Source organism: Bradyrhizobium sp. CIAT3101 (genome assembly GCF_029714945.1).
Lineage (GTDB): Bacteria > Pseudomonadota > Alphaproteobacteria > Rhizobiales > Xanthobacteraceae > Bradyrhizobium.
Genome location: NZ_CP121634.1, coordinates 3,304,866 through 3,322,198, shown reverse-complemented (window position 1 = coordinate 3,322,198; position 17,333 = coordinate 3,304,866). Strand labels below are relative to the sequence as shown.

At 64.9% G+C, this 17,333-nt stretch carries 25 protein-coding genes; 14 read left to right on the top strand and 11 right to left on the bottom strand.

The window, feature by feature from the left end:
* The first annotated feature begins 584 nt into the window (after positions 1–584).
* Entirely contained in the window at positions 585–806 is a 222-nt protein-coding gene (locus tag QA645_RS15505) for a hypothetical protein (RefSeq protein WP_254132535.1), read from the top strand.
* Here QA645_RS15505 and QA645_RS15500 read toward each other — a convergent pair.
* Both QA645_RS15500 and QA645_RS15495 read right to left on the bottom strand, forming a co-directional pair.
* On the bottom strand, positions 803–1,057 hold the full coding sequence (locus QA645_RS15500; protein WP_254132536.1) for a hypothetical protein: 255 nt from the start codon (positions 1,055–1,057) through the stop codon (positions 803–805). The genes QA645_RS15505 and QA645_RS15500 overlap by 4 nt on opposite strands.
* A gap of 102 nt (positions 1,058–1,159) precedes the next feature.
* The gene (locus tag QA645_RS15495) at positions 1,160–1,456 is read right to left on the bottom strand and encodes a hypothetical protein (RefSeq protein WP_254135460.1); all 297 of its coding nucleotides are present in this window, start codon (positions 1,454–1,456) and stop codon (positions 1,160–1,162) included.
* Positions 1,457–1,805: 349 nt separating this feature from the next.
* Here QA645_RS15495 and QA645_RS15490 point away from each other — a divergent pair, with 349 nt between their 5' ends.
* Positions 1,806–2,270 (top strand): PaaI family thioesterase, encoded by a 465-nt coding sequence (locus tag QA645_RS15490; RefSeq protein ID WP_283051288.1) that lies wholly within the window; start codon positions 1,806–1,808, stop codon positions 2,268–2,270.
* Between the two features lie 109 nt (positions 2,271–2,379).
* Here the strand turns inward: QA645_RS15490 and QA645_RS15485 are convergent, their stop codons facing one another.
* Positions 2,380–2,673 (bottom strand): HdeA family protein, encoded by a 294-nt coding sequence (locus QA645_RS15485; protein WP_165425184.1) that lies wholly within the window; start codon positions 2,671–2,673, stop codon positions 2,380–2,382.
* A gap of 189 nt (positions 2,674–2,862) precedes the next feature.
* Between QA645_RS15485 and QA645_RS15480 the strand changes: the two genes are divergently transcribed.
* The gene (locus QA645_RS15480) at positions 2,863–3,105 is read left to right on the top strand and encodes a PilZ domain-containing protein (protein WP_254132538.1); all 243 of its coding nucleotides are present in this window, start codon (positions 2,863–2,865) and stop codon (positions 3,103–3,105) included.
* A gap of 42 nt (positions 3,106–3,147) precedes the next feature.
* Here the strand turns inward: QA645_RS15480 and QA645_RS15475 are convergent, their stop codons facing one another.
* Together QA645_RS15475 and QA645_RS15470 are read right to left on the bottom strand one after the other, a co-directional pair.
* A complete protein-coding gene (locus QA645_RS15475; protein ID WP_283051284.1) occupies positions 3,148–5,181 on the bottom strand; it encodes a pyrroloquinoline quinone-dependent dehydrogenase in 2,034 nt (677 codons plus the stop codon).
* A gap of 14 nt (positions 5,182–5,195) precedes the next feature.
* Positions 5,196–5,429, bottom strand: coding sequence for a hypothetical protein (locus QA645_RS15470; RefSeq protein WP_254132540.1), 234 nt, complete (start codon positions 5,427–5,429; stop codon positions 5,196–5,198).
* A gap of 152 nt (positions 5,430–5,581) precedes the next feature.
* Here QA645_RS15470 and QA645_RS15465 point away from each other — a divergent pair, with 152 nt between their 5' ends.
* Both QA645_RS15465 and QA645_RS15460 read left to right on the top strand, forming a co-directional pair.
* Complete coding sequence (locus tag QA645_RS15465) at positions 5,582–5,986, top strand: hypothetical protein (protein WP_254132541.1); 405 nt, start codon at positions 5,582–5,584, stop codon at positions 5,984–5,986.
* A gap of 112 nt (positions 5,987–6,098) precedes the next feature.
* Positions 6,099–6,431, top strand: coding sequence for a hypothetical protein (locus QA645_RS15460; RefSeq protein WP_254194452.1), 333 nt, complete (start codon positions 6,099–6,101; stop codon positions 6,429–6,431).
* Between the two features lie 57 nt (positions 6,432–6,488).
* On the opposite strand, the gene QA645_RS15455 is transcribed toward QA645_RS15460, so the two are convergent.
* Together QA645_RS15455 and QA645_RS15450 are read right to left on the bottom strand one after the other, a co-directional pair.
* The gene (locus QA645_RS15455; RefSeq protein ID WP_283051281.1) at positions 6,489–6,956 is read right to left on the bottom strand and encodes a YeeE/YedE family protein; all 468 of its coding nucleotides are present in this window, start codon (positions 6,954–6,956) and stop codon (positions 6,489–6,491) included.
* Positions 6,957–6,961: 5 nt separating this feature from the next.
* Positions 6,962–7,390, bottom strand: a complete 429-nt coding sequence (locus QA645_RS15450) for a YeeE/YedE family protein (RefSeq protein WP_283051279.1) — start codon at positions 7,388–7,390, stop codon at positions 6,962–6,964.
* Positions 7,391–7,563: 173 nt separating this feature from the next.
* Between QA645_RS15450 and QA645_RS15445 the strand changes: the two genes are divergently transcribed.
* Entirely contained in the window at positions 7,564–8,727 is a 1,164-nt protein-coding gene (locus tag QA645_RS15445) for a GNAT family N-acetyltransferase (RefSeq protein ID WP_283051277.1), read from the top strand.
* 7 nt (positions 8,728–8,734) lie between these two features.
* Here QA645_RS15445 and QA645_RS15440 read toward each other — a convergent pair whose 3' ends face one another.
* Together QA645_RS15440 and QA645_RS15435 are read right to left on the bottom strand one after the other, a co-directional pair.
* Entirely contained in the window at positions 8,735–9,400 is a 666-nt protein-coding gene (locus tag QA645_RS15440) for a DsbA family oxidoreductase (protein WP_254194455.1), read from the bottom strand.
* Between the two features lie 95 nt (positions 9,401–9,495).
* Positions 9,496–10,317, bottom strand: a complete 822-nt coding sequence (locus QA645_RS15435) for a helix-turn-helix transcriptional regulator (protein WP_254132547.1) — start codon at positions 10,315–10,317, stop codon at positions 9,496–9,498.
* 100 nt (positions 10,318–10,417) lie between these two features.
* On the opposite strand from QA645_RS15435, the gene QA645_RS15430 reads away from it, so the two are divergent.
* Positions 10,418–10,648 carry a hypothetical protein gene (locus QA645_RS15430; protein WP_254135461.1) on the top strand — a complete coding sequence of 77 codons (231 nt, stop codon included), beginning with the start codon at positions 10,418–10,420 and terminating at the stop codon, positions 10,646–10,648.
* A 48-nt stretch (positions 10,649–10,696) separates the two neighbouring features.
* On the top strand, positions 10,697–11,095 hold the full coding sequence (locus QA645_RS15425) for a hypothetical protein (RefSeq protein ID WP_283051273.1): 399 nt from the start codon (positions 10,697–10,699) through the stop codon (positions 11,093–11,095).
* Positions 11,096–11,202: 107 nt separating this feature from the next.
* Here QA645_RS15425 and QA645_RS15420 read toward each other — a convergent pair whose 3' ends face one another.
* Both QA645_RS15420 and QA645_RS15415 read right to left on the bottom strand, forming a co-directional pair.
* On the bottom strand, positions 11,203–11,769 hold the full coding sequence (locus tag QA645_RS15420; protein WP_254132549.1) for an SET domain-containing protein: 567 nt from the start codon (positions 11,767–11,769) through the stop codon (positions 11,203–11,205).
* Positions 11,770–11,960: 191 nt separating this feature from the next.
* Positions 11,961–12,686, bottom strand: coding sequence for a WHG domain-containing protein (locus QA645_RS15415; protein ID WP_283051269.1), 726 nt, complete (start codon positions 12,684–12,686; stop codon positions 11,961–11,963).
* 105 nt (positions 12,687–12,791) lie between these two features.
* Here QA645_RS15415 and QA645_RS15410 point away from each other — a divergent pair, with 105 nt between their 5' ends.
* From QA645_RS15410 to QA645_RS15385, 6 genes are all read left to right on the top strand, one after another.
* Positions 12,792–14,192 carry a carotenoid oxygenase family protein gene (locus tag QA645_RS15410; RefSeq protein ID WP_283051267.1) on the top strand — a complete coding sequence of 467 codons (1,401 nt, stop codon included), beginning with the start codon at positions 12,792–12,794 and terminating at the stop codon, positions 14,190–14,192.
* Positions 14,193–14,236: 44 nt separating this feature from the next.
* Complete coding sequence (locus QA645_RS15405; protein WP_283051265.1) at positions 14,237–14,719, top strand: MAPEG family protein; 483 nt, start codon at positions 14,237–14,239, stop codon at positions 14,717–14,719.
* 75 nt (positions 14,720–14,794) lie between these two features.
* Complete coding sequence (locus QA645_RS15400) at positions 14,795–15,370, top strand: hypothetical protein (RefSeq protein WP_283051264.1); 576 nt, start codon at positions 14,795–14,797, stop codon at positions 15,368–15,370.
* 13 nt (positions 15,371–15,383) lie between these two features.
* Positions 15,384–15,938, top strand: coding sequence for a septation protein IspZ (locus QA645_RS15395; RefSeq protein ID WP_254132554.1), 555 nt, complete (start codon positions 15,384–15,386; stop codon positions 15,936–15,938).
* A gap of 120 nt (positions 15,939–16,058) precedes the next feature.
* The gene (locus QA645_RS15390) at positions 16,059–16,355 is read left to right on the top strand and encodes a hypothetical protein (protein ID WP_254132555.1); all 297 of its coding nucleotides are present in this window, start codon (positions 16,059–16,061) and stop codon (positions 16,353–16,355) included.
* 15 nt (positions 16,356–16,370) lie between these two features.
* Positions 16,371–17,291 (top strand): SH3 domain-containing protein, encoded by a 921-nt coding sequence (locus QA645_RS15385; RefSeq protein ID WP_283051262.1) that lies wholly within the window; start codon positions 16,371–16,373, stop codon positions 17,289–17,291.
* Positions 17,292–17,333: the final 42 nt, after the last annotated feature.

The following is a 17,333-nucleotide window of genomic DNA, read 5'->3' as shown; positions in this document are numbered from 1 at the left end:
ACGCAAGCTCCGCACAAGCTTGCGTAAGGCGCCTGTCAGCCGAATGCTCTAGCGTCACGTGGCCCGGTGGACCAACACCGGGCCTCCATACCATACCCAGTCGACCCCGCTCGATCCCGAGCGGGGTTTTCTGTTTCCGGCGGCCAGAAGCGTTGCCGATTCATGGAATTCGACTTGTGATCGGATCCGTCCCGATCTGTCAGGCTGTCGTAAGCTGAACGGGCTACGGTTGTCTTGCTATGGTGTTGCAGCCCAGCACCTCAGCCTCCAATAACCTCTTGCCCCGCCCGGCTCTCCCCTGGCGGGGTTTTTTCTTGCGCGCGCATGGATCCATCGCGCGTGCTGCTCGCGCATCTGTCCGTGGTTCTCCCACCATGAACAGAGTTCCTGGTCGAGCGCGGGCCGCGTGAAAACGCGCCTGCAGGTTCCATCTTTCGGAATCCGATTTCGCTTGTTTCGAGCCACGCGCGCTTGCTGAATTCCGATGAACTATCCACGACTTAACGACAAATTTTGCTTGTCGAAGGAATTTTACGACGCCCAACATGTTAGCCGACATGGCAAGGTGAAGCGTGGAGGTGACCATGAATCACAGGGGCGTTGAGTTCACGGTTGCAAAGACGGCGATCCCAGGCGTCTGGCAATGGCAGTTCCGGATCGGCGACGAGACCAAGACAGGCAAGACCGAGACGAAGATCGACCTGCTGGCGATCCGTCGCGTGCAACTACGAATCGATCGGGAGCTGAAGGCACATCGGGCCCAGGACGGCCTGAGCCGGCAGGTCGAGAGACCGGACCAGGGCTAGTCGGCGCTGGGCAGCCGCCGCATGGTGAACTCGATGTCGCCGCCGGGCAGCTCGCGCCAGTTCTCGACCTCGCTCATGTAGCCGGCCTTGGGATAGCGCGCGAAGAACGCCTGCGCCCTTGCCCGGGCGGCCGCGCGAGGCAGAGTGAAGCTCTCGCGCAGATAGCCGTCGCCGGCATTGCCGCCCGATCCACCGGCCGGCTTGCGCCGGCGTGCCATCCGCTCGGCGAGGTCCCGCGGGCGATCCGCCATATCCTGCCTCCTCAACGCAACGCTGTGAGGGAATGTAGGATCAGGGCCGGGTCAACGGGAGTCCCGGAAGGAGGCGTCGTCCACCTCCTGAGCCGCCTACGGTCAGTTGGCGGCCGTGCCGGCCTTGGTCTTCTTGGGCGCGCTGGTGGCGGCGGCGGCCTTCGGTGCGGGCTGCTTCGGCGGGTCGGCGCGCATGCCGCCCCAGGGATCGCTGGACGCCTTGGCGTCCGGAATCTTCTTCAAAGTCTCCTTGTAGGCCTTGTCGCGCGCGGCATCTGCGGCCTTCTCGTCCTCGGTCTTGGCCGGGCCATCGGCCATCAGATTGATATGGGGCGACTCCTGCGCGAAGGCCGGTCCAGCCACCAGCGCCAGCACCGCGGCCACACGGAAAAGCTTCATCATTCACTCCTTGATCATCGATAGAGGGGGCGGATGCCTATCCCTGACCTTCTTCACGGGCTCCGAGCGTCGCTTCGCTCCGCTAGAGCCGATCCGATCTGCACGATTTCGGCCCATGGAGCCAGTCGTCCCAGATCGGGCCGCACCTGGTGCAACCGTTCAGCGCCAGACCGAGCGCGGCCAGGCAAATCACAAGGACACATCGACGCAACATCGTCCACCCGCTCCAAGCGTGCCATCATATCGGGCGAAGTCGGGCATTTTCAAGCCGACGGACCCCGGTGACTTTGCCGCTCCCGGGCGGGCAGAATGAGCGAAACATCCGGAAACACAGGAGGGAACGACAACCATGCCACCGCAGCCAGACGCCGAGTTCGGCATCACCGAGGCCAGACGCATCCTCGGCGAGGTCTTTGCGCCCTGGATCCAGGATCTTGACCTGTCCGTCGAGCGCATCGAGCACATCCCACCTGCCGATGCGCCGGACTGGCAGCCGGGCGCGCTGCTCCGCATGCCGTTTTCGGAGCGGCTGTGCCGCAATGGCGGGATGGTCTGCGGTCAGGCGTTGATGGCGCTCGCCGACACCGCGATGGTGATCGCGAACCTCGCGGCCAATCGCGGCTATCGTCCGATGACGACGGTGGACCAGACCACGCATTTCATGCGCGCAGTCTCCTCGTCCGACGTGCTGGCGGATGCGCGCGTGGTGCGGCTCGGACGCACCATGAGCTTTGGCCGCGTCACCCTGCTCTCCGCCACCGACAACAAGCAGGTCGCCATGGTGTCGAGCGCGTTCGCGATGCTGCCGGGTTGAGCATCCCCCAAAAAGAAGAGAGCCGCGTCGCACCGCGGCTCTCCATCACGTTTGCATCGAAGCGAGAGACCGAAATTGCATCCGCGCTTCAGTCGACACGCTTCAAGAACTACTTGCCGAGAATTTCGTCGGCCGCGGTGACGACGCTGACGGTTGGATTCTTTCCGCAATAGGCACCGAACTTCTTGGCGTTCTCGATGAACACCTCGGTGTCGATGATCGCGTTGTCCTCGTCGCCCTTGTACCAGCCGTCCATCCAGGTCAGCACGACAGCGATGTTGTCCTCGCCGCTCTCGAGGAATTGCTTGCAGGTCATGGTCGAGAGGTCCCACTTGACGGCGTGGGCGGGCATCGAAGTCAGCGAGAGCGCTGCGGCGAACAAAATCGAAAGCGTGGTCTTCATCGGAATCTCCATCGGCGCGTAACGCCATAAAGGAAAGGCTTGCGGGGTAAACTCGGCGGGAAGGAAGTGACTCGCCGCTTCAACGTCGTAAACGAAGTCTGAAGCGCTGTGCAAGTAGCGCCAGTATTGAGTTTAGATCAATGAAATTTCTATGCGCTATTTCACAATCATCGTTATGGATTAACGCGGATGATCGAGAAACGTGCAGCGCAACGTCACCGGGTTTTCAAGGGCGGCACGATCACCTTTGAAAATAGCGGTATCGCGTGCACTGTGCGCAACATGTCCGACGGCGGTGCCGCGATCGATCTCGAAAACCCCGCCATATTGCCGCAATCGTTCACGTTGTCGATTTCACGCGACAATTTCGTGCGGGATTGCCGCACGGTGTGGCGCAACGACAAGCGCATCGGCCTCGCCTTCGTGCAATAGCGCGCGATGTGAATGACTGTTCGCATCGCATGCACGCAAACATCATGTCGACCTGATACGACGACGTCGGCGACGCCAGCGCAGCGCAACGATCACCAGCGCGACAATCGCGAGCGCGATCGCCGACGATGCCGCAAAGAACCGCCCGCCCGGGCGGTCGATCGTGCGCGACCACAATGACGGCGCTTCGCCCGGGCGCGCGAGACGAAACGCGACGACGCTGTCGCCAATCGACGTGCCGGCTTCGGAATGACCGCCGGCGCCGATCGCGACATATTGCTCGCCCTTCCAGGCATAGGTCATGGGATTGGCAACGCCGGGCACCGGTAGCCGCCCCTGCCACAGCTCTCGTCCGCTTCGCGCATCGAAGGCACGCAAGTAGGCGTCCATCGCACCGGTGAAGACGACACCGCCTGCGGTCACCGCGAGCCCGTTCACCAGCGGCGCGCCGAAGGGCAGCGGCACGCCGAGCGGCGCCACATCCTCGGTGGTGCCGACGGTCGAGCGCCAGAGGATCCTGCCGGCCTTGAGATCGACCGCGACCATCTCGCCCCAGGGCGGCTTGTTGCAGAGCAGCCCGAACGGCGACATCACCACCGAACGCGACATCGCGAACGGCGCGCCCTTCTGCTGGCCGAAATCATGACCGGGCGGCGGATTAAATCCGGCCGCCTCCGCGCGCGGGATCAGCTTGATGAGATGAACGGCGCGGCTGGTGTTGGCATAGAGGATCTGGTTGACGGGATCGAATGCCGCACTGCCCCAGTTCACCCCGCCGCCGGTGAAGGGAAACACCAGCGTGCCTTGCGTCGAAGGCGGCGTGAAAAGACCTTCGTTGCGCGCTTCTGCAAACTGACGTTCGCAGGACGAACGGCGCAGGCCGGGCAATAGCGAGAGTGCATCGTCGGTCGAGATCGTCTGCGACGTCAACGCCGGCACATGCGTCGGGAACGGCTGCGTCGGCGAAAGTCGTTCACCCTCGGCGCCGCCTTGCGGCACCGCGCGCTCCTCAACAGGCCATACCGGCTTGCCGGTGTCGCGGTCGAGCACGAAGACAAAACCTTGCTTGGTCGGCTGGATCACGACATCGCGCGGGCCGTCGCCCGTGTCGATGCGCGCGAGCGTCGGCTGCGCCGGCAGATCGTAGTCCCAGACGTCGTGATGCACAGTCTGGAATGCCCATACGAGTTCGCCGGTCTCGATGCGCAGTGCGACGACGGAATTGGCATACTCGTTATTGCCGGGCCGCTTGCCGCCCCAGAAATCCGGCGACGGCGAGGATGTCGGCAGGAACACCAGCCCACGCGCCGCATCGACCGACATGGCGGCCCAGACATTGGCATGGCCGGCCTCGATGCCGTCGCGCTTGAGCGGCTCGAAGGTCCAGCGCGGCTCACCGCTGCGCGCGTCGAACGCGCGCACCACGCCGCTCGGCGCATCGACCCGGCGGTTATCGCCGATCGAGGAGCCGACCACGACAACGCCGTGGCCGACCGCCGGTGGCGACGTGATCTGGAATTCCCCGGGCCACTCCAGCGGCATGCCGATATCGAGCTTGATCTCGCCGCCCTTGCCGAAATCCGCACAGGGAAGACCTGTCCTGGCATCGAGTGCGATCAGGCGAACATCGTTCGTTCCCATGAAGATGCGCGATCGGCAGACGGCGCCTTGAGGCGCAGCGTCGTCGACCCAGTGGCTGACGCCACGGCAGACATAGCGATTGGCCGGACGCTGGTTGATGGCGATCTTCGGGTCGTAGCGCCACTTCTGCGCTCCGGTGCCCGGATCGAGTGCGATCACCTCGTTGAAGGGCGAGCAGAAGATCAGGCTGTCCTCGACGAACAGCGGTGTCGCCTCGAACTTGGTTCGCCGCATCACCTCGGGAGGACGCGCCGTAACGTCGCCGGTGTGAAATTCGAAAGCGCGGACGAGTTGGCCGACATTGTCGGAGGTGATCTGGCGCAATGGCGAGAAACGCGAACCGCCGGGATCGCCACCCCAGTTCTCCCAGGCGACACACTGCCGCGCAACAAGCAGAACAACGAGGCCAACCAGATATCGCAGCCGGCCCGCCACGACACCACCTCGCGCTATTTCGGCTTCTTGGCAGGCTCGCTCGGACGCGCCCCACCCCACGGATCGTATTTTTCCTTGGGGTCCGGAATGCGTTCGAGCGCGGCCTTGTAGGCCTTCTCATCGACCTTGGGCTTGTTGTCCGGCTTCTGGCCGCTGTCCTGCGGCTGGCGCCGGCCGCCGCCCATCTGCGCCTGCGCGGAGGTAACCGCCAGTGCCAGCACCGCGGCCGCGATGACCAAAACTCTCATTGGTGCAATCCCCCTCATTCGGGGTACAAATTAGCCCGCAATCGCATAATAGCAAATGCGGCCGGTTCTACCCCTTCAGCAAATGTTGATCGGCCGGGACTTCGTCCCGTCGAATTCGCGCCTATCTGTTGGCCCGCAGGGGACCTTCACGAATGTTGCGGATTGTTGCTCATGTGGCGCTGCTCGCCGGCGTGCTCGCGCTCGGCGCGTGCGGCTTTGCCGACAGCCGCGCGCCCGTGCCCGACTTCATGCGCCTCAAGGAGGCCGACCAGCCGCCGCCCGAACCGCCGCCTGACGTCAAGCGCGTGGTCCGCGAGCAGATCGACGTGGTTTTCCTCAACACATCCTATCCGCGGGAGGTGCAAGTCGCTCTGCCCCATCACGAGGTCCGCGGACAGGGCTGGACGGCCTGCGTCCGCGCACAACTCACCTCGGCCACCGGCTCGGCGCTAGGCACCCAGACCTACATCGTGACGATCAATGGCGGAAAGGTCATCGACCGGCGGCGCGCGGAAGCCGACGATATCTGCGGGTCCGAAGCCTACGAGCCGATCTAGCGATTGATCGCGCCGCATGGCGATTGGTTCCGGGAAAAACCTGTAATTTTGCCGGAACGATCACAGCCTCCCATTCTTGTTACCGCCGAGGGCAGTTTCGGAGGAGAACAGGATGAGGACGTTCACGATTGCACTGCTGGCCGGTGTCGGGGCTCTCGCTGCGGCGAGCGGCGCGAAGGCTGCGGATCTGTACACGACCAGCGAATACACCAGCCCCGATCTCATTCAGGAGGTCCGGCTCGTCTGCGATGACGCCGGCAATTGCTATCGCACCCGCGGCGGCGCGCGCGTGATCGTGCGCGACTCCTATGATGCCATGCCGCGCGAGCGCTATTACGAGCGCCGCACCTATCGCGATCACGACTGGGACGACGGTCCGCGCGCCGGCGTCGGCATTCGCGCGCCCGGCGTCAGCGTGGGCGTCGGTGTCGGCGACCGCTGGTAAGCCAGACAGCATGAATGGAAAGGACCGGACGAGATCACTCGTCCGGTCCTGCCTGCGTCAGGACTCGAGCGGATGAACCGGCGCCGCGACACGTGTCGATGATGGCAGTTGCGCGATGAAGCGGGCCAGCATCATGCCGGCGCACATCGCGACGACGAAAACGACGGCCGAGGTCGAGCCGAAGCCGAGCGCGGTCAGCGCCGGTCCCGGACAGAAGCCCGCCAATCCCCAGCCGATGCCGAAGATCGCGGGACCAACGATGATCTTCGGATCGATGTCGCTGCGCGTCGGCACGTGGAAGCTTTCGGCGAAGACGGGATGTGCAAGCTTCAAGACGTGCCTGAAGCCGACGAAGGTCACGGCGACCGCGCCGGCCATCACGAAGGCGAGGCTCGCGTCCCATGTGCCCGCCGGGATGCCGCCGAGGTCGAGGAAGTTCAGCACCTTTGCCGGATTCGACATGCCGGAGACGATGAGCCCGAGGCCGAACAGCAAGCCGATCGCGAATTGAACGAGAATGGTCATTGCCGTCAGCTCCAGTGCCGGATGACGAAGACGGTGGCTGCGGCCGTCGCCATGAAGGTGATGGTCGCCACCAGCGAGCGGACCGACAAGCGCGACAGGCCGCAGACGCCATGGCCCGAGGTACAGCCGCTGCCCCACACCGCGCCGAACCCGGTGAGCAGCCCTGCGACAATCAGCACCGGCGCTCCCGCGGCGATCGTCTGCGCCGGCAGGCTTCCGGTCACAAGCCGCACCAGCACGGGTGCGGCAATGAGCCCGGCGACGAAGGCGAGCCGGCCGGCGAATTCGCGGTCCTCGTAAGGCGGAAACAACCGCGCCGCGATGCCGCTGACGCCGGCGATCCGCCCCGTCGCCCACATCAGGAGCACGGCGGACAGGCCAATCAGCGCACCGCCCAGGAGCGATGCAATCGGCGTGAAAGACGTGGCGACCATTTTGGTTCTCCGGATCGAGACGGCATCCGCCGGCCGGCCAGGCCCGATGCTCAATGAGACGTTAACAATACCACTCGAATTGAAGCGGCGTCCCAACGGGATTTTCCAATCTTTGCGCTAAGCATGACCTTGTAACGCAGGGCTTCTGCCCGCGTGAACGGGGACGACGGGACGTGGTCGACATCGCACATCAGGCTGCGATCAATCCGGCATCGGCGAAGGATGCGACGCCCGCGCTCGTCCCGCTCACGGCGATCGAGCCCGGGCAATGGCGCGCGCTGGCGCAGCGGGCGGTCGAGCCGAACGGCTATTACCTGCCCGCCTGGGAGCTCGCGGTCAGCGCAACCGCGCGCGATCGTGTCGGTGCCTCGGCCCTGTCTGTCTGCGGCGGTTCCTCGACGCGGCTGATCGGGCTGATGCCGGTGGTCTCGCTCTGGCATGCCCTGAAGATCCCCCTGCCCGCGCTGGTGAGCGCACATCCCTATGGCACGCTGTGCAGCCCGCTGATCGATCGCGACGCTTCGCTCGAGGCCGCGACGCGCCTGCTGCAACGCGCGCGCGAGGCCGGCGTGCATGCGCTGGTCCTGCGCGATGTCGCGCTCGACGGCGCTGCGATGGCATCGCTCAGGCAAGCGCTCGGGCAGGCCCGACTGAAACCGCGCGTGCTCGCCTCCTACATCCGCGCCAGCCTCGACGCGACACAGGATGGCGACAGGCTGCTGCACGAGGCGCTCGGAGCCAAGAAGCTCAAGGAGCTGCGCCGGCAGCGCCATCGCCTGGAAGAACATGGCGCGATCAGCTTTGACGTTGCGCGCAAGGTGGAGGAGATCAAGCCCGCGCTCGAGACCTTCCTGCAGCTCGAATCCAGCGGCTGGAAGGGCGAGCGCGGCACTGCGTTGATTCAGGACGCGGGCGATGCGACCTTCATCCGCCGCGCCGTCCCCGCGCTTGCCGAGACCGCGCAATGCGAGATCGTCACCCTGCGCGCCGGCACCACCCCCGTGGCCGCCGGCATCGTGCTGCGCCATCAGGACCGCGCCTTCTTCTTCAAGCTCGGCATCGACGAGCGTTTTGCCAAATATTCGCCCGGCGTACAGCTCACGCTCGATCTGACGCGTCATCTCTGCGCCGATCCCGCCATTGCCAGCGCAGATTCCACCGCGAATGCCGACCATCCCATGATCAACCCGATCTGGCGCGGCCGCTTTGCGATCGGCGACGTGCTGATCCCGCTGCGGCGCAACGATCCGATGGTGGCGCTTATCCATGCAGCGCTCAGCGCGCGCGGCCTGGCGCGCGAAGCGGCGCGCCGCGCGATCCACCTGCTCCGCAAATAAGCGTTCGCTACTCCGCCGCCTGCGCGTTGATCTCCGCCGAGACCTGGCGGATGGCGCGCGCGAGCAGGTTCGGATCCTGCGCGCCGGAGACGGCGTATTTCTGCGCGAACACGTAGGTCGGCACGCCGGAGATGCCCTTCTCGGCAGCCTCCTGCGCGTCGGCTGACACGCGTGCGACATCCTCGTCGGTGGCGAGGCGCTTGCGCACGTCGTCGGCATCGAGGCCGATATCGGCCGCGGCCTGCACCAGCACGTTGACGTCGGTGAGATCGCCGCCGTCGCGGAAATACAGCTCCATCAGGCGCTGCTTCATCTCGGGCGCCTTGCCGATCGCTTCGGCCCACAGGATCAGGCGGTGGCAATCGGTCGTGTTGGGCTGGCGCGCGACGAGCTCGGGCTTGTAGACGAGACCCTCCTCGCTTGCCGCAGCGACCACGCGGCCGGCAATGCCCTTATAGGCCTCGACCGAACCGAACTTCTGGGTGAGATAGTCCTCGCGGCTGATGCCTTCGCGCGGCACCCAGGGATTGAGGAAGAACGGGCGGAAATTCAGCTTGACCGGAACATCGGGGACGAGCGCGAGCGCGCTCTCGATCCTGTGCTTGCCGATATAGCACCACGGGCACACCACGTCGGAGACGACATCGATCTGGAGCGGTTTCAGCGTGCTCATGAGCGCCTCCTTTGGGCGGCAAGAATTTGGGGCGGTGCGGTTTTGTCGGAAGATAAGCCGAACGCCGCCCGAGGCAAGGGGACTCGATGAGCGTGCTAGGCCATATTTGCCGCCGTCTGCTTCAGCCATGCCGCGGTCCGCTCGTCGGCCGGAAAGAACGTCTCCAGCGCCAGCTCCGACAGGGTGATATCGACCGGCGTGCCGAACACCATGGTGGTGGAGAAGAAACTTAGTATCCCGCCGTCATGGCGCAGCTTGAAGGGGATCGCGACATTATCGCTCGACAGCGGGCCCGAGCGCGCCGGGATCGGATAGCTCTTGAGGTCGTGGTAGAGCTTGACCAGTTCCGGATCGGCCGTCGCCTCGCATTGCCGGTGCAGGCGCTCGAGCAGATGCGCGCACCATTCCGCGAGATTGACCGTGCGCGGTGCCAGCCCCTCCGGATGAAACGCAAGCCGCAACACGTTGAAAGGCTGGCCCAGCAACCGCTCCGGAACGCCCTGCAGCAGCGGTGCCACCATGCGATTGGCGGTCACCAGATTCCAGTGCCGGTCATAGGCCAGCGCCGGATTGGGCTCATGCGCTCTGAGCACGAGGTCGATGGCCTGCCGGGCTGATTTCAAGGCGGGATCCTCCAGCGGGCGCTGCGGAAAGGCCGGCGCGAAGCCTGCGGCGACCAGCAGCACGTTGCGTTCGCGCAAGGGCACGTCGAGACGCTCGGCCAGCCGCAGCACCATCTCGCGCGAGGGCGCGGCGCGTCCGGTCTCGACGAAGCTGAGATGGCGCGCGGAAATCTCCGCCTCACCGGCGAGATCGAGCTGGCTCATGCGGCGGCGCTGCCGCCATTCGCGCAAATGGTCGCCGATATGGACCGGCTGGCTGGGCTCAGTGCGTGCCGTGGATGCATGTGCGTTCATGGTCGAAAACCTACCACGCGCATTTCGGCCCATCCATTACCCCCGAGGTAATCGAATTGGGTCCCCCACCGGCGCATCTTCCCGAGCACAGGAGATGACCATGATCGCGCTGCTGCTCTACCGAACCCTTGCAGACCACCTTCTTCCCTGGGCGATGACGCTCGCGACCCGGATGCTGGCCCGCAGCCTCAACATGCCGGAGCCGCTGGTGCATTCGACCGGCGACTATGTCGTCGCCCAGGTCACCGCCTTCGAGCACAGCGTCGGTAGGAGCCTCTGCCCGTTCCGCCTCGCCCGCCTGCTCCGTGCCTGGTGGCGCGGACTGCATTGAGTTCACCCCAAGTTCACCCAAAGCCCAACCCAACCAAGGAGTCCGACGATGATTGACGCATCCACCTTCCTGCGCCGTGCCCTGCTCGCCGACGCCGTCTTCAGCGGCGTCGCCGCGCTCGGCTTCACTTTCGGCGCCGGCGCGTTCGCCACGCTGTTCAACCTGCCCGAGGCGCTGTTGCGGGAAACCGGTCTGTTCCTGATCGCCTACACCGCGCTGGTCGGCTGGCTCGCCTCACGCACGGCGGTGCCGAAGCCACTCGTGCTGCTGGTCGTGGTCGGCAACGCCGCCTGGACCGTCGGCAGCATCGCGCTGCTGTTCTCCGGCGCGGTGTCGCCGAACCTCGGCGGCGAGTTGATGGTCGTCGCGCAGGCGATTGCGACCGGCGTGTTCGCCGAACTGCAATATGTGGGGTTGCGGAAGAGCGGGAGTGTGGTGGTGGCGTGACACTCACGTGTCCCGGACGCACAGCGCGGTTAGCGTTGCTGGGCAGCGCCAAAGTGGCGCGGCGTTGCGTTCGGGACACGAGGCCGCCGGCGGCGGTCGAACGGGACCTAAACTTTGCCGCGGCCGACCTTGCCGGCAAAATGCTTGCCGTTCAGCTTCTTCTTTTTCACCGCGGTGGTTTTCGCGCCGGCCTTCTGCGCCTTGCGCTCGGCACGGGCCTTGACCTTGGCGCGTTCGGCACGGGCCTCGGCGCGCTGCTTCTTGCGCTTGTTTTCGCAGGAGGGGCACTTGCAGCCGATCGGCTTCAGATAGGCTTTGAAATAGTCGGTGCCGTAGTCGTAGTTGATCTCGTCGCCCGGCTCGATGTTCTTGATGGCGCGGATGAAGACCTTGCGCTCGCGCGGACGGACGTCCGATTCGGCGTTGGGCCGGCAGGAATGGTTGATGTAGCGCGCGAGGTTCTTGCGCACCGAGCCGTCGATGGTCCAGCGGTTGTTGAGCTCGAACAGATATTTGTTCTCGATGTCGTCCTGCGCAGGGATTCGGCAGTCCAGGATCGGTCCGAAATAACGGATGATCCGGGTGCCTTTCTTGATCGGCATGGTGGCGAAGAGGCCGAGTCCCGTCTTGGAGCGGCCGACACGATAGGATTTGCTGGAAGCGGTGACTGGCATGATCGATTGTGACGAGGACGCGAACCAGGCTGCATGAGCCCAAGCGAAGCCGCCCTTCTAGAACGATTCCGCGCCGCTGTCAGGTCTATCGAAAGCGCGTTTCGAACCTTGCCCACAATGAAAGATGTGCAGGGCCGCGAGTTCCGCTGCCCGGCAACCAAATGTCGCTAACGTTGCGATCTGCCGCCTGATCAAGAAGCGGACAGCCTGCCCGCCACCGTCGACTTCAGGATCGCTTCCAGCAGCTGCTCGGCCGTCGTGCCATCAGGCAGCCGCTCCAGGATATCCTCGAGCCGACCGTCGAGCAGCAGCATGGTGAAGCCGTGCACCATCGACCAGGCCCTTGCGATCGCAGCGCCCTGCTCGATGGTCAGTGCATCGCCGCTGATCGGCTCCTGCCGCATCGCGCCGATGGCATTGGCCAGACCGGCAAAGGAGGATTCCGCGGCCTCCTGCAGCGAGGGCCTGGAATAGTCGAGCCGCTCGGTGCGGAACATCAGGCCGTACATGCCGGGATGGGCCTGGGCATAGGCGACATAGGCTTTGGGCCGCGCCAGCGCCCGCTCCAGCGGCGAGGTGGCCGCATCGCAGGCCGACGCCATCGCCGCGTTGAACTGGCGGAAGCCGATCGCGGCGAGCTCGCTGACGAGGCCGGTGAGATCGCCGAAATGATGGGTCGGCGCGGCATGCGAGACGCCCGCCTCGCGCGCCACCGCACGCAGCGTCAGGCCGCCGAGCCCGTCGCGTTCCAGCACCCGCTCAGCTGCCTGCAGCAGCGCCTCGCGCAAGGCGCCGTGATGATAGGGCGTCTCGGCCTTCGCGCTCGCCGGACGGCGCGCGGCGCGAGATGCCGGCGATGTCTTTTTCGGGGTGCGCAGGCTTCGCGCGGTTTCGCCCTTGGTGTCGGTCTTGGCCATTTGCAAGCTATATGACGCAATATTGACAGTGTAAAGATTTCACTTGACGGAAGCCGCGCATGGCCCTATGGAATCTTTACGATGTAAAGATAAGGAGGATACGCCGTGCAGCAGGACGCCGTCACCGAGCGCCGCAACAATATCGCGCCGATTCCGTTCGAGGCGGATGCGCCTTTCCTCAAGGTCGTCGGCGAATTGCCGCGCGAGCTGAACGGCACGCTCTATCGCAACGGCCCCAATCCGCAGTTCGAGGTGCCGGGTGCGCACTGGTTCGTCGGCGACGGCATGCTGCATGCCTTTCATCTGGAGAATGGCCGCGCCAGCTACCGCAACCGCTGGGTCCGCACCCCTAAATGGCAGGCTGAGCACGACGCCGGCCGTGCGTTCTTCGGCAAGGGTTTTGGCAGCAGGTTGCCGGACACGCCCGCTCACGTCACGGACGGCGGCGTCGCCAACACCAACATCGTCTTCCATGCCGGCAAGCTGCTCGCACTGGAAGAGGGACATCTGCCGACCGAAATCGAGCCGGGCACGCTGGCCACGCGCGGCTATCACACTTATCAGAACCGCATCGCGGGCGCCTTCACCGCGCATCCGAAGGTCGATCCGGTCACGGGCGAGCTGGTGTTCTTCGGCTACAATGCGGCGGGACCGCTGACACCCGCCCTCTCCTACGGATCGATCGACGCAAGCGGCAAGGTGACGCGCTTCGAGCGTTTCGACACACCCTATGCCAGCATGGTGCACGACTTCATCGTCACCAGGAATCACGTGCTGTTTCCAGTCCTGCCGATCACCGGCAGCATGGAGCGCGCGATGAGCGGCAAGCCGCCCTATGCCTGGGAGCCGGAGAAGGGCTCCTACGTCGGCGTGATGAAGCGCAATGGAACGGCGAAGGACATCGTCTGGTTCCGCGCCGAGGCCTGCTACGTCTTCCACGTCATGAATGCCTGGGAGGACGGTGACCGCATCGTCGCCGACGTCATGCAGTTCGAGGAAGCGCCGCTGTTTCCGCATCCCGACGGAAGGCCGACCAATCCCGACAAATCATTCGCGCGCCATTGTCGCTGGACGTTCGATCTCTCCGGCAATACCGACCGCTTTCAGCAGACTTATCTCGACGACGTCACCGGCGAATTCCCCCGCATCGACGATCGCCGCGCCGGCTTGAAGAGCCGTCACGGCTGGTACGCCTGCGCCAATCCGCGAATGCAGATGTTCGGCGCGTTATCAGGCATCGTCCACGTCGACGGCACCGGCAAGCGGCTCGGGCAATATCTGCTGCCGGCCGGCGACACCATCTCCGAGCCCGTGTTCGTCGAGCGATCGAAGGATGCGGAGGAAGGCGACGGCTGGCTGCTGGCGGTGGTCTGGCGCGCGCGGGAAAACCGCAGCGACCTCGCCGTGTTCAACGCCACCGACATCGAGGCCGGCCCCGCCGCGCTGGTGCAGCTCGGCCATCGCGTGCCCGACGGCTTTCACGGCAATTGGGTGGGAGCGCAGTAGCTCCCTCCCCTGTCGTTGCGGTTGCACCACCAGCGAGGCCTCGCATGCACATGCCCTCGATCACGGCGAACTATCTCGCGATCCTCGCGCTGATCTACGCCGCGCTTGCGCTGCAAGTGATCCGGCTGCGGCGAAACAGCAACGCCCCGTTCAACGATGGCGGCAGTGAAGGCCTGCGCAGCGCGATCCGTGCCCATGGCAATTTCATGGAATACGTTCCGATCATCACGCTGATGGTCGCGTTTCTCGAAATGTCCGGCGCATCGCCCTTGCGCATTCACCTGTTGATGGGTGCGCTGGTGCTGTCGCGGCTGCTGCATCCGCTTGGCATGTACGCGACGCCGGGCTCGCTCAAATTCACGATCTGCCGCGGCGGCAGCATCTTCCTGACCATCGGCCTGCTGATCAGCACCGCGCTGACCATCCTGTCGCGCCTGCCCTGGGCGGCCGTCGCCGACGAAATATCGGATCAAGCCATTGCAACAATTGAATTTTTACAGGTCATCCATATCATTTTGACACTGTAAAGATTTCGCTTGACCCGGCGCCGACCCTGAACTATCAATCTTGACATCGTAAAGATTGGTTCGACCGAGGCGACCATGACGATCTTCCTGATCCTTGCCCCCTACGGCGTCTATACCTTCCTGATGATGGTGACGTCGGCCGCGACCAGCGTGTTCGTGGCCTCCGCCATCTGCCTTGCGACCATCGCGGTCGACGTGGCCTGCGGCCGCTCGGTGAAGATCCTGGCCGCGGGCTCGGCGATCCTGTTCGCCGGCATCGGCCTCACCCTCGTGCTGTTCGATCCGAAGCTCGGCAGCCTCGGCGTCAAGCTCTCGGTCGATATCGGCATCTTCGTCATCTCACTCGGCTCGATGCTGGCGCGCCGGCCGTTCACGCTACAATACGCGATCGAATCCGTGCCGGCCGAGACCGCGGCGATGCCCGGCTTCCTCACCGCCAATTACATCATCACCGGCGCGTGGACCGTCGCCGCGCTGCTGATGATGGCCGCCAACATCGTGCTGCTCTACTTCCCGGGCCTGCCGGTTTGGCTCGGCCTTGCAGTTGCCTTCGCCGCCCGCAACAGCGCGATCTACTTCACCAAATGGTATCCCGAATATCGCCAGATCAAGTATGGTGCGCCCGCCGGCGCGCTCACCGAAGCGCAGTGAGACAGGACCGACCATGAAGGACGTATTCGCCCGCCTCGCCTCCGACTTCCTCTCGGCCATCGTCTTCCTGGTGATCTACCTCGTCACCGACAACGTCATCCTCGCGACATCGGTCGCGATTGCCGGCGCGATCGCGCAAGTGGTCCATGCCCGCATCAAGGGGCGCGAGCTCGGCTACATGACCTATGCGAGCGTCGCGCTCGTCATCGTGCTCGGCACCGTCACGCTGCTGACCAACGATCCCCGCTTCATGCTGGCCAAGCCTGCGATCGCGCATTTCGCGATCGGCGCGATCATGCTCAAGCGCGGCTGGATGCTGCGCTACATGCCGCCGATCGTGGTCGAGACCGCGCCGGAATACGTCACCGCCGCGGGCTATGCCTGGGCCGCGCTGATGTTCGTCCTCGGCGCCGGCACGATCGCGGTCGCCGCCACCGGCGATCTGAAGCTGTGGGCGTTCTACATCTCGGCGGTCGCAGGTGGCGCCAAGGCCCTCGCCTTTGCCGTGCAGTACGTGGTGTTCAGGCTCGTCGTCACCAGCCGCCGACGCGCCGCCGCCCGCGCCTGAATGCCGCCCCAAGAAGCGTTGAAGGCACGTTAGGCGCGCGAGCCAAGTTGCGCTATACGCTCGACCCAGGACTGGTTGCGGATCATCGCAGCCCGCCGGGACATTGTTCGGGAGACGCGAATGGCCGTGGACGGCAACTGGAATCTGACCATGACGACGCCGATGGGCGAACGCCAGGCGACGCTGAGCCTGAAGGAAGCGGGCGGCACGCTCACGGGCACGCAGGGCGCGGAAGGCAATACCGCCGAGATCTTCGACGGCACCGTCAGCGGCGACGCCGTCAACTGGAAGGTCTCCATCACCAATCCGATGCCGTTGACGCTCGAGTTCATAGGCAAGGTTTCCGGCGACAGCATGAGCGGCGAGATGGGCATCGGCCCGATGGGCAGCTTCCCGTTCACCGGCGCGCGCGCGTAAGCCCGCGCGGCATTCATGCGTGCCCTCCATCGTATCGCGGCAGTGATCCTGTGTGTCGCGGCACAAGCGGCGCGTGCGGATGACACTCAACCGGCGTGGCGCGCAAGCGCGCTCGCCATGGTGCCGGCAGGCTACGTTGCCGGCACCGCCTACAAGACCGAAGGTTCGACCGGCTATCTCGCCGTCTATCCTGCGTCGTCGAACGATCCGAAGACACCGGCAAGCGTGTTCGCCGCGCGCCAGGCCCTCGTCGTCACGCTGACGCCGGATGCAACGCGTGCACTGTCAGCCGAACTGAAGCCGCGTGCCGCGCCGGATCCTGACAACGACGACACCGATTTCGCAAAATTGCATGCCGATCTCGCCGCCAAGCGGGCAACACTGCCCGAACGTACCGAGCCCTGCGATCTCGGCGCCTGGTCGATCGACAAGGATCCGAACGGCCTCAACGTCCGCGCCGAGCCTTCAGCGAAGGCGCGCGTGCTCGGGACCCTGCCGCCGCCTTACCGGCTCAAGCTTGGCGGCGCCGAGAACACGCCCGATGGCGGCTGGCTCACCGAATTCCGCATCATCGGCTTTCGGGACGGCTGGTTCCTGATCGAAGGCGCGAGGCCGCCCGGCAAGGATTACGAGGACGAGAAGCGGTATCCGCACAGCGCGCCGAAGCCTTACGCGGGCCGCGGCTGGGTCGCTTCCAACAAAGTCGGCGCGTCCTACGCCAATGGCGCAACGCGCATGGGCGGCCTGTTTCAGGCGCCGTTCGTCGATGCCAAATGGATGCCTGCCCAGCGCGAGCTCGGCGGCGCGATCGACACCGACGGCGGGCCGAAGCGCATCTTTGCGTGCAGTGGCCTCTGGGGCCTGGTCGAGAGCGAGGACGGCGTCCGCGGCTGGTGGCGCGCGCTGTGCTCCAACCAGGTCACGAATTGCAGCTAGCTCTTTCACCTCTCCCCGCAAGCGGGGAGAGGTGAAAGCAGG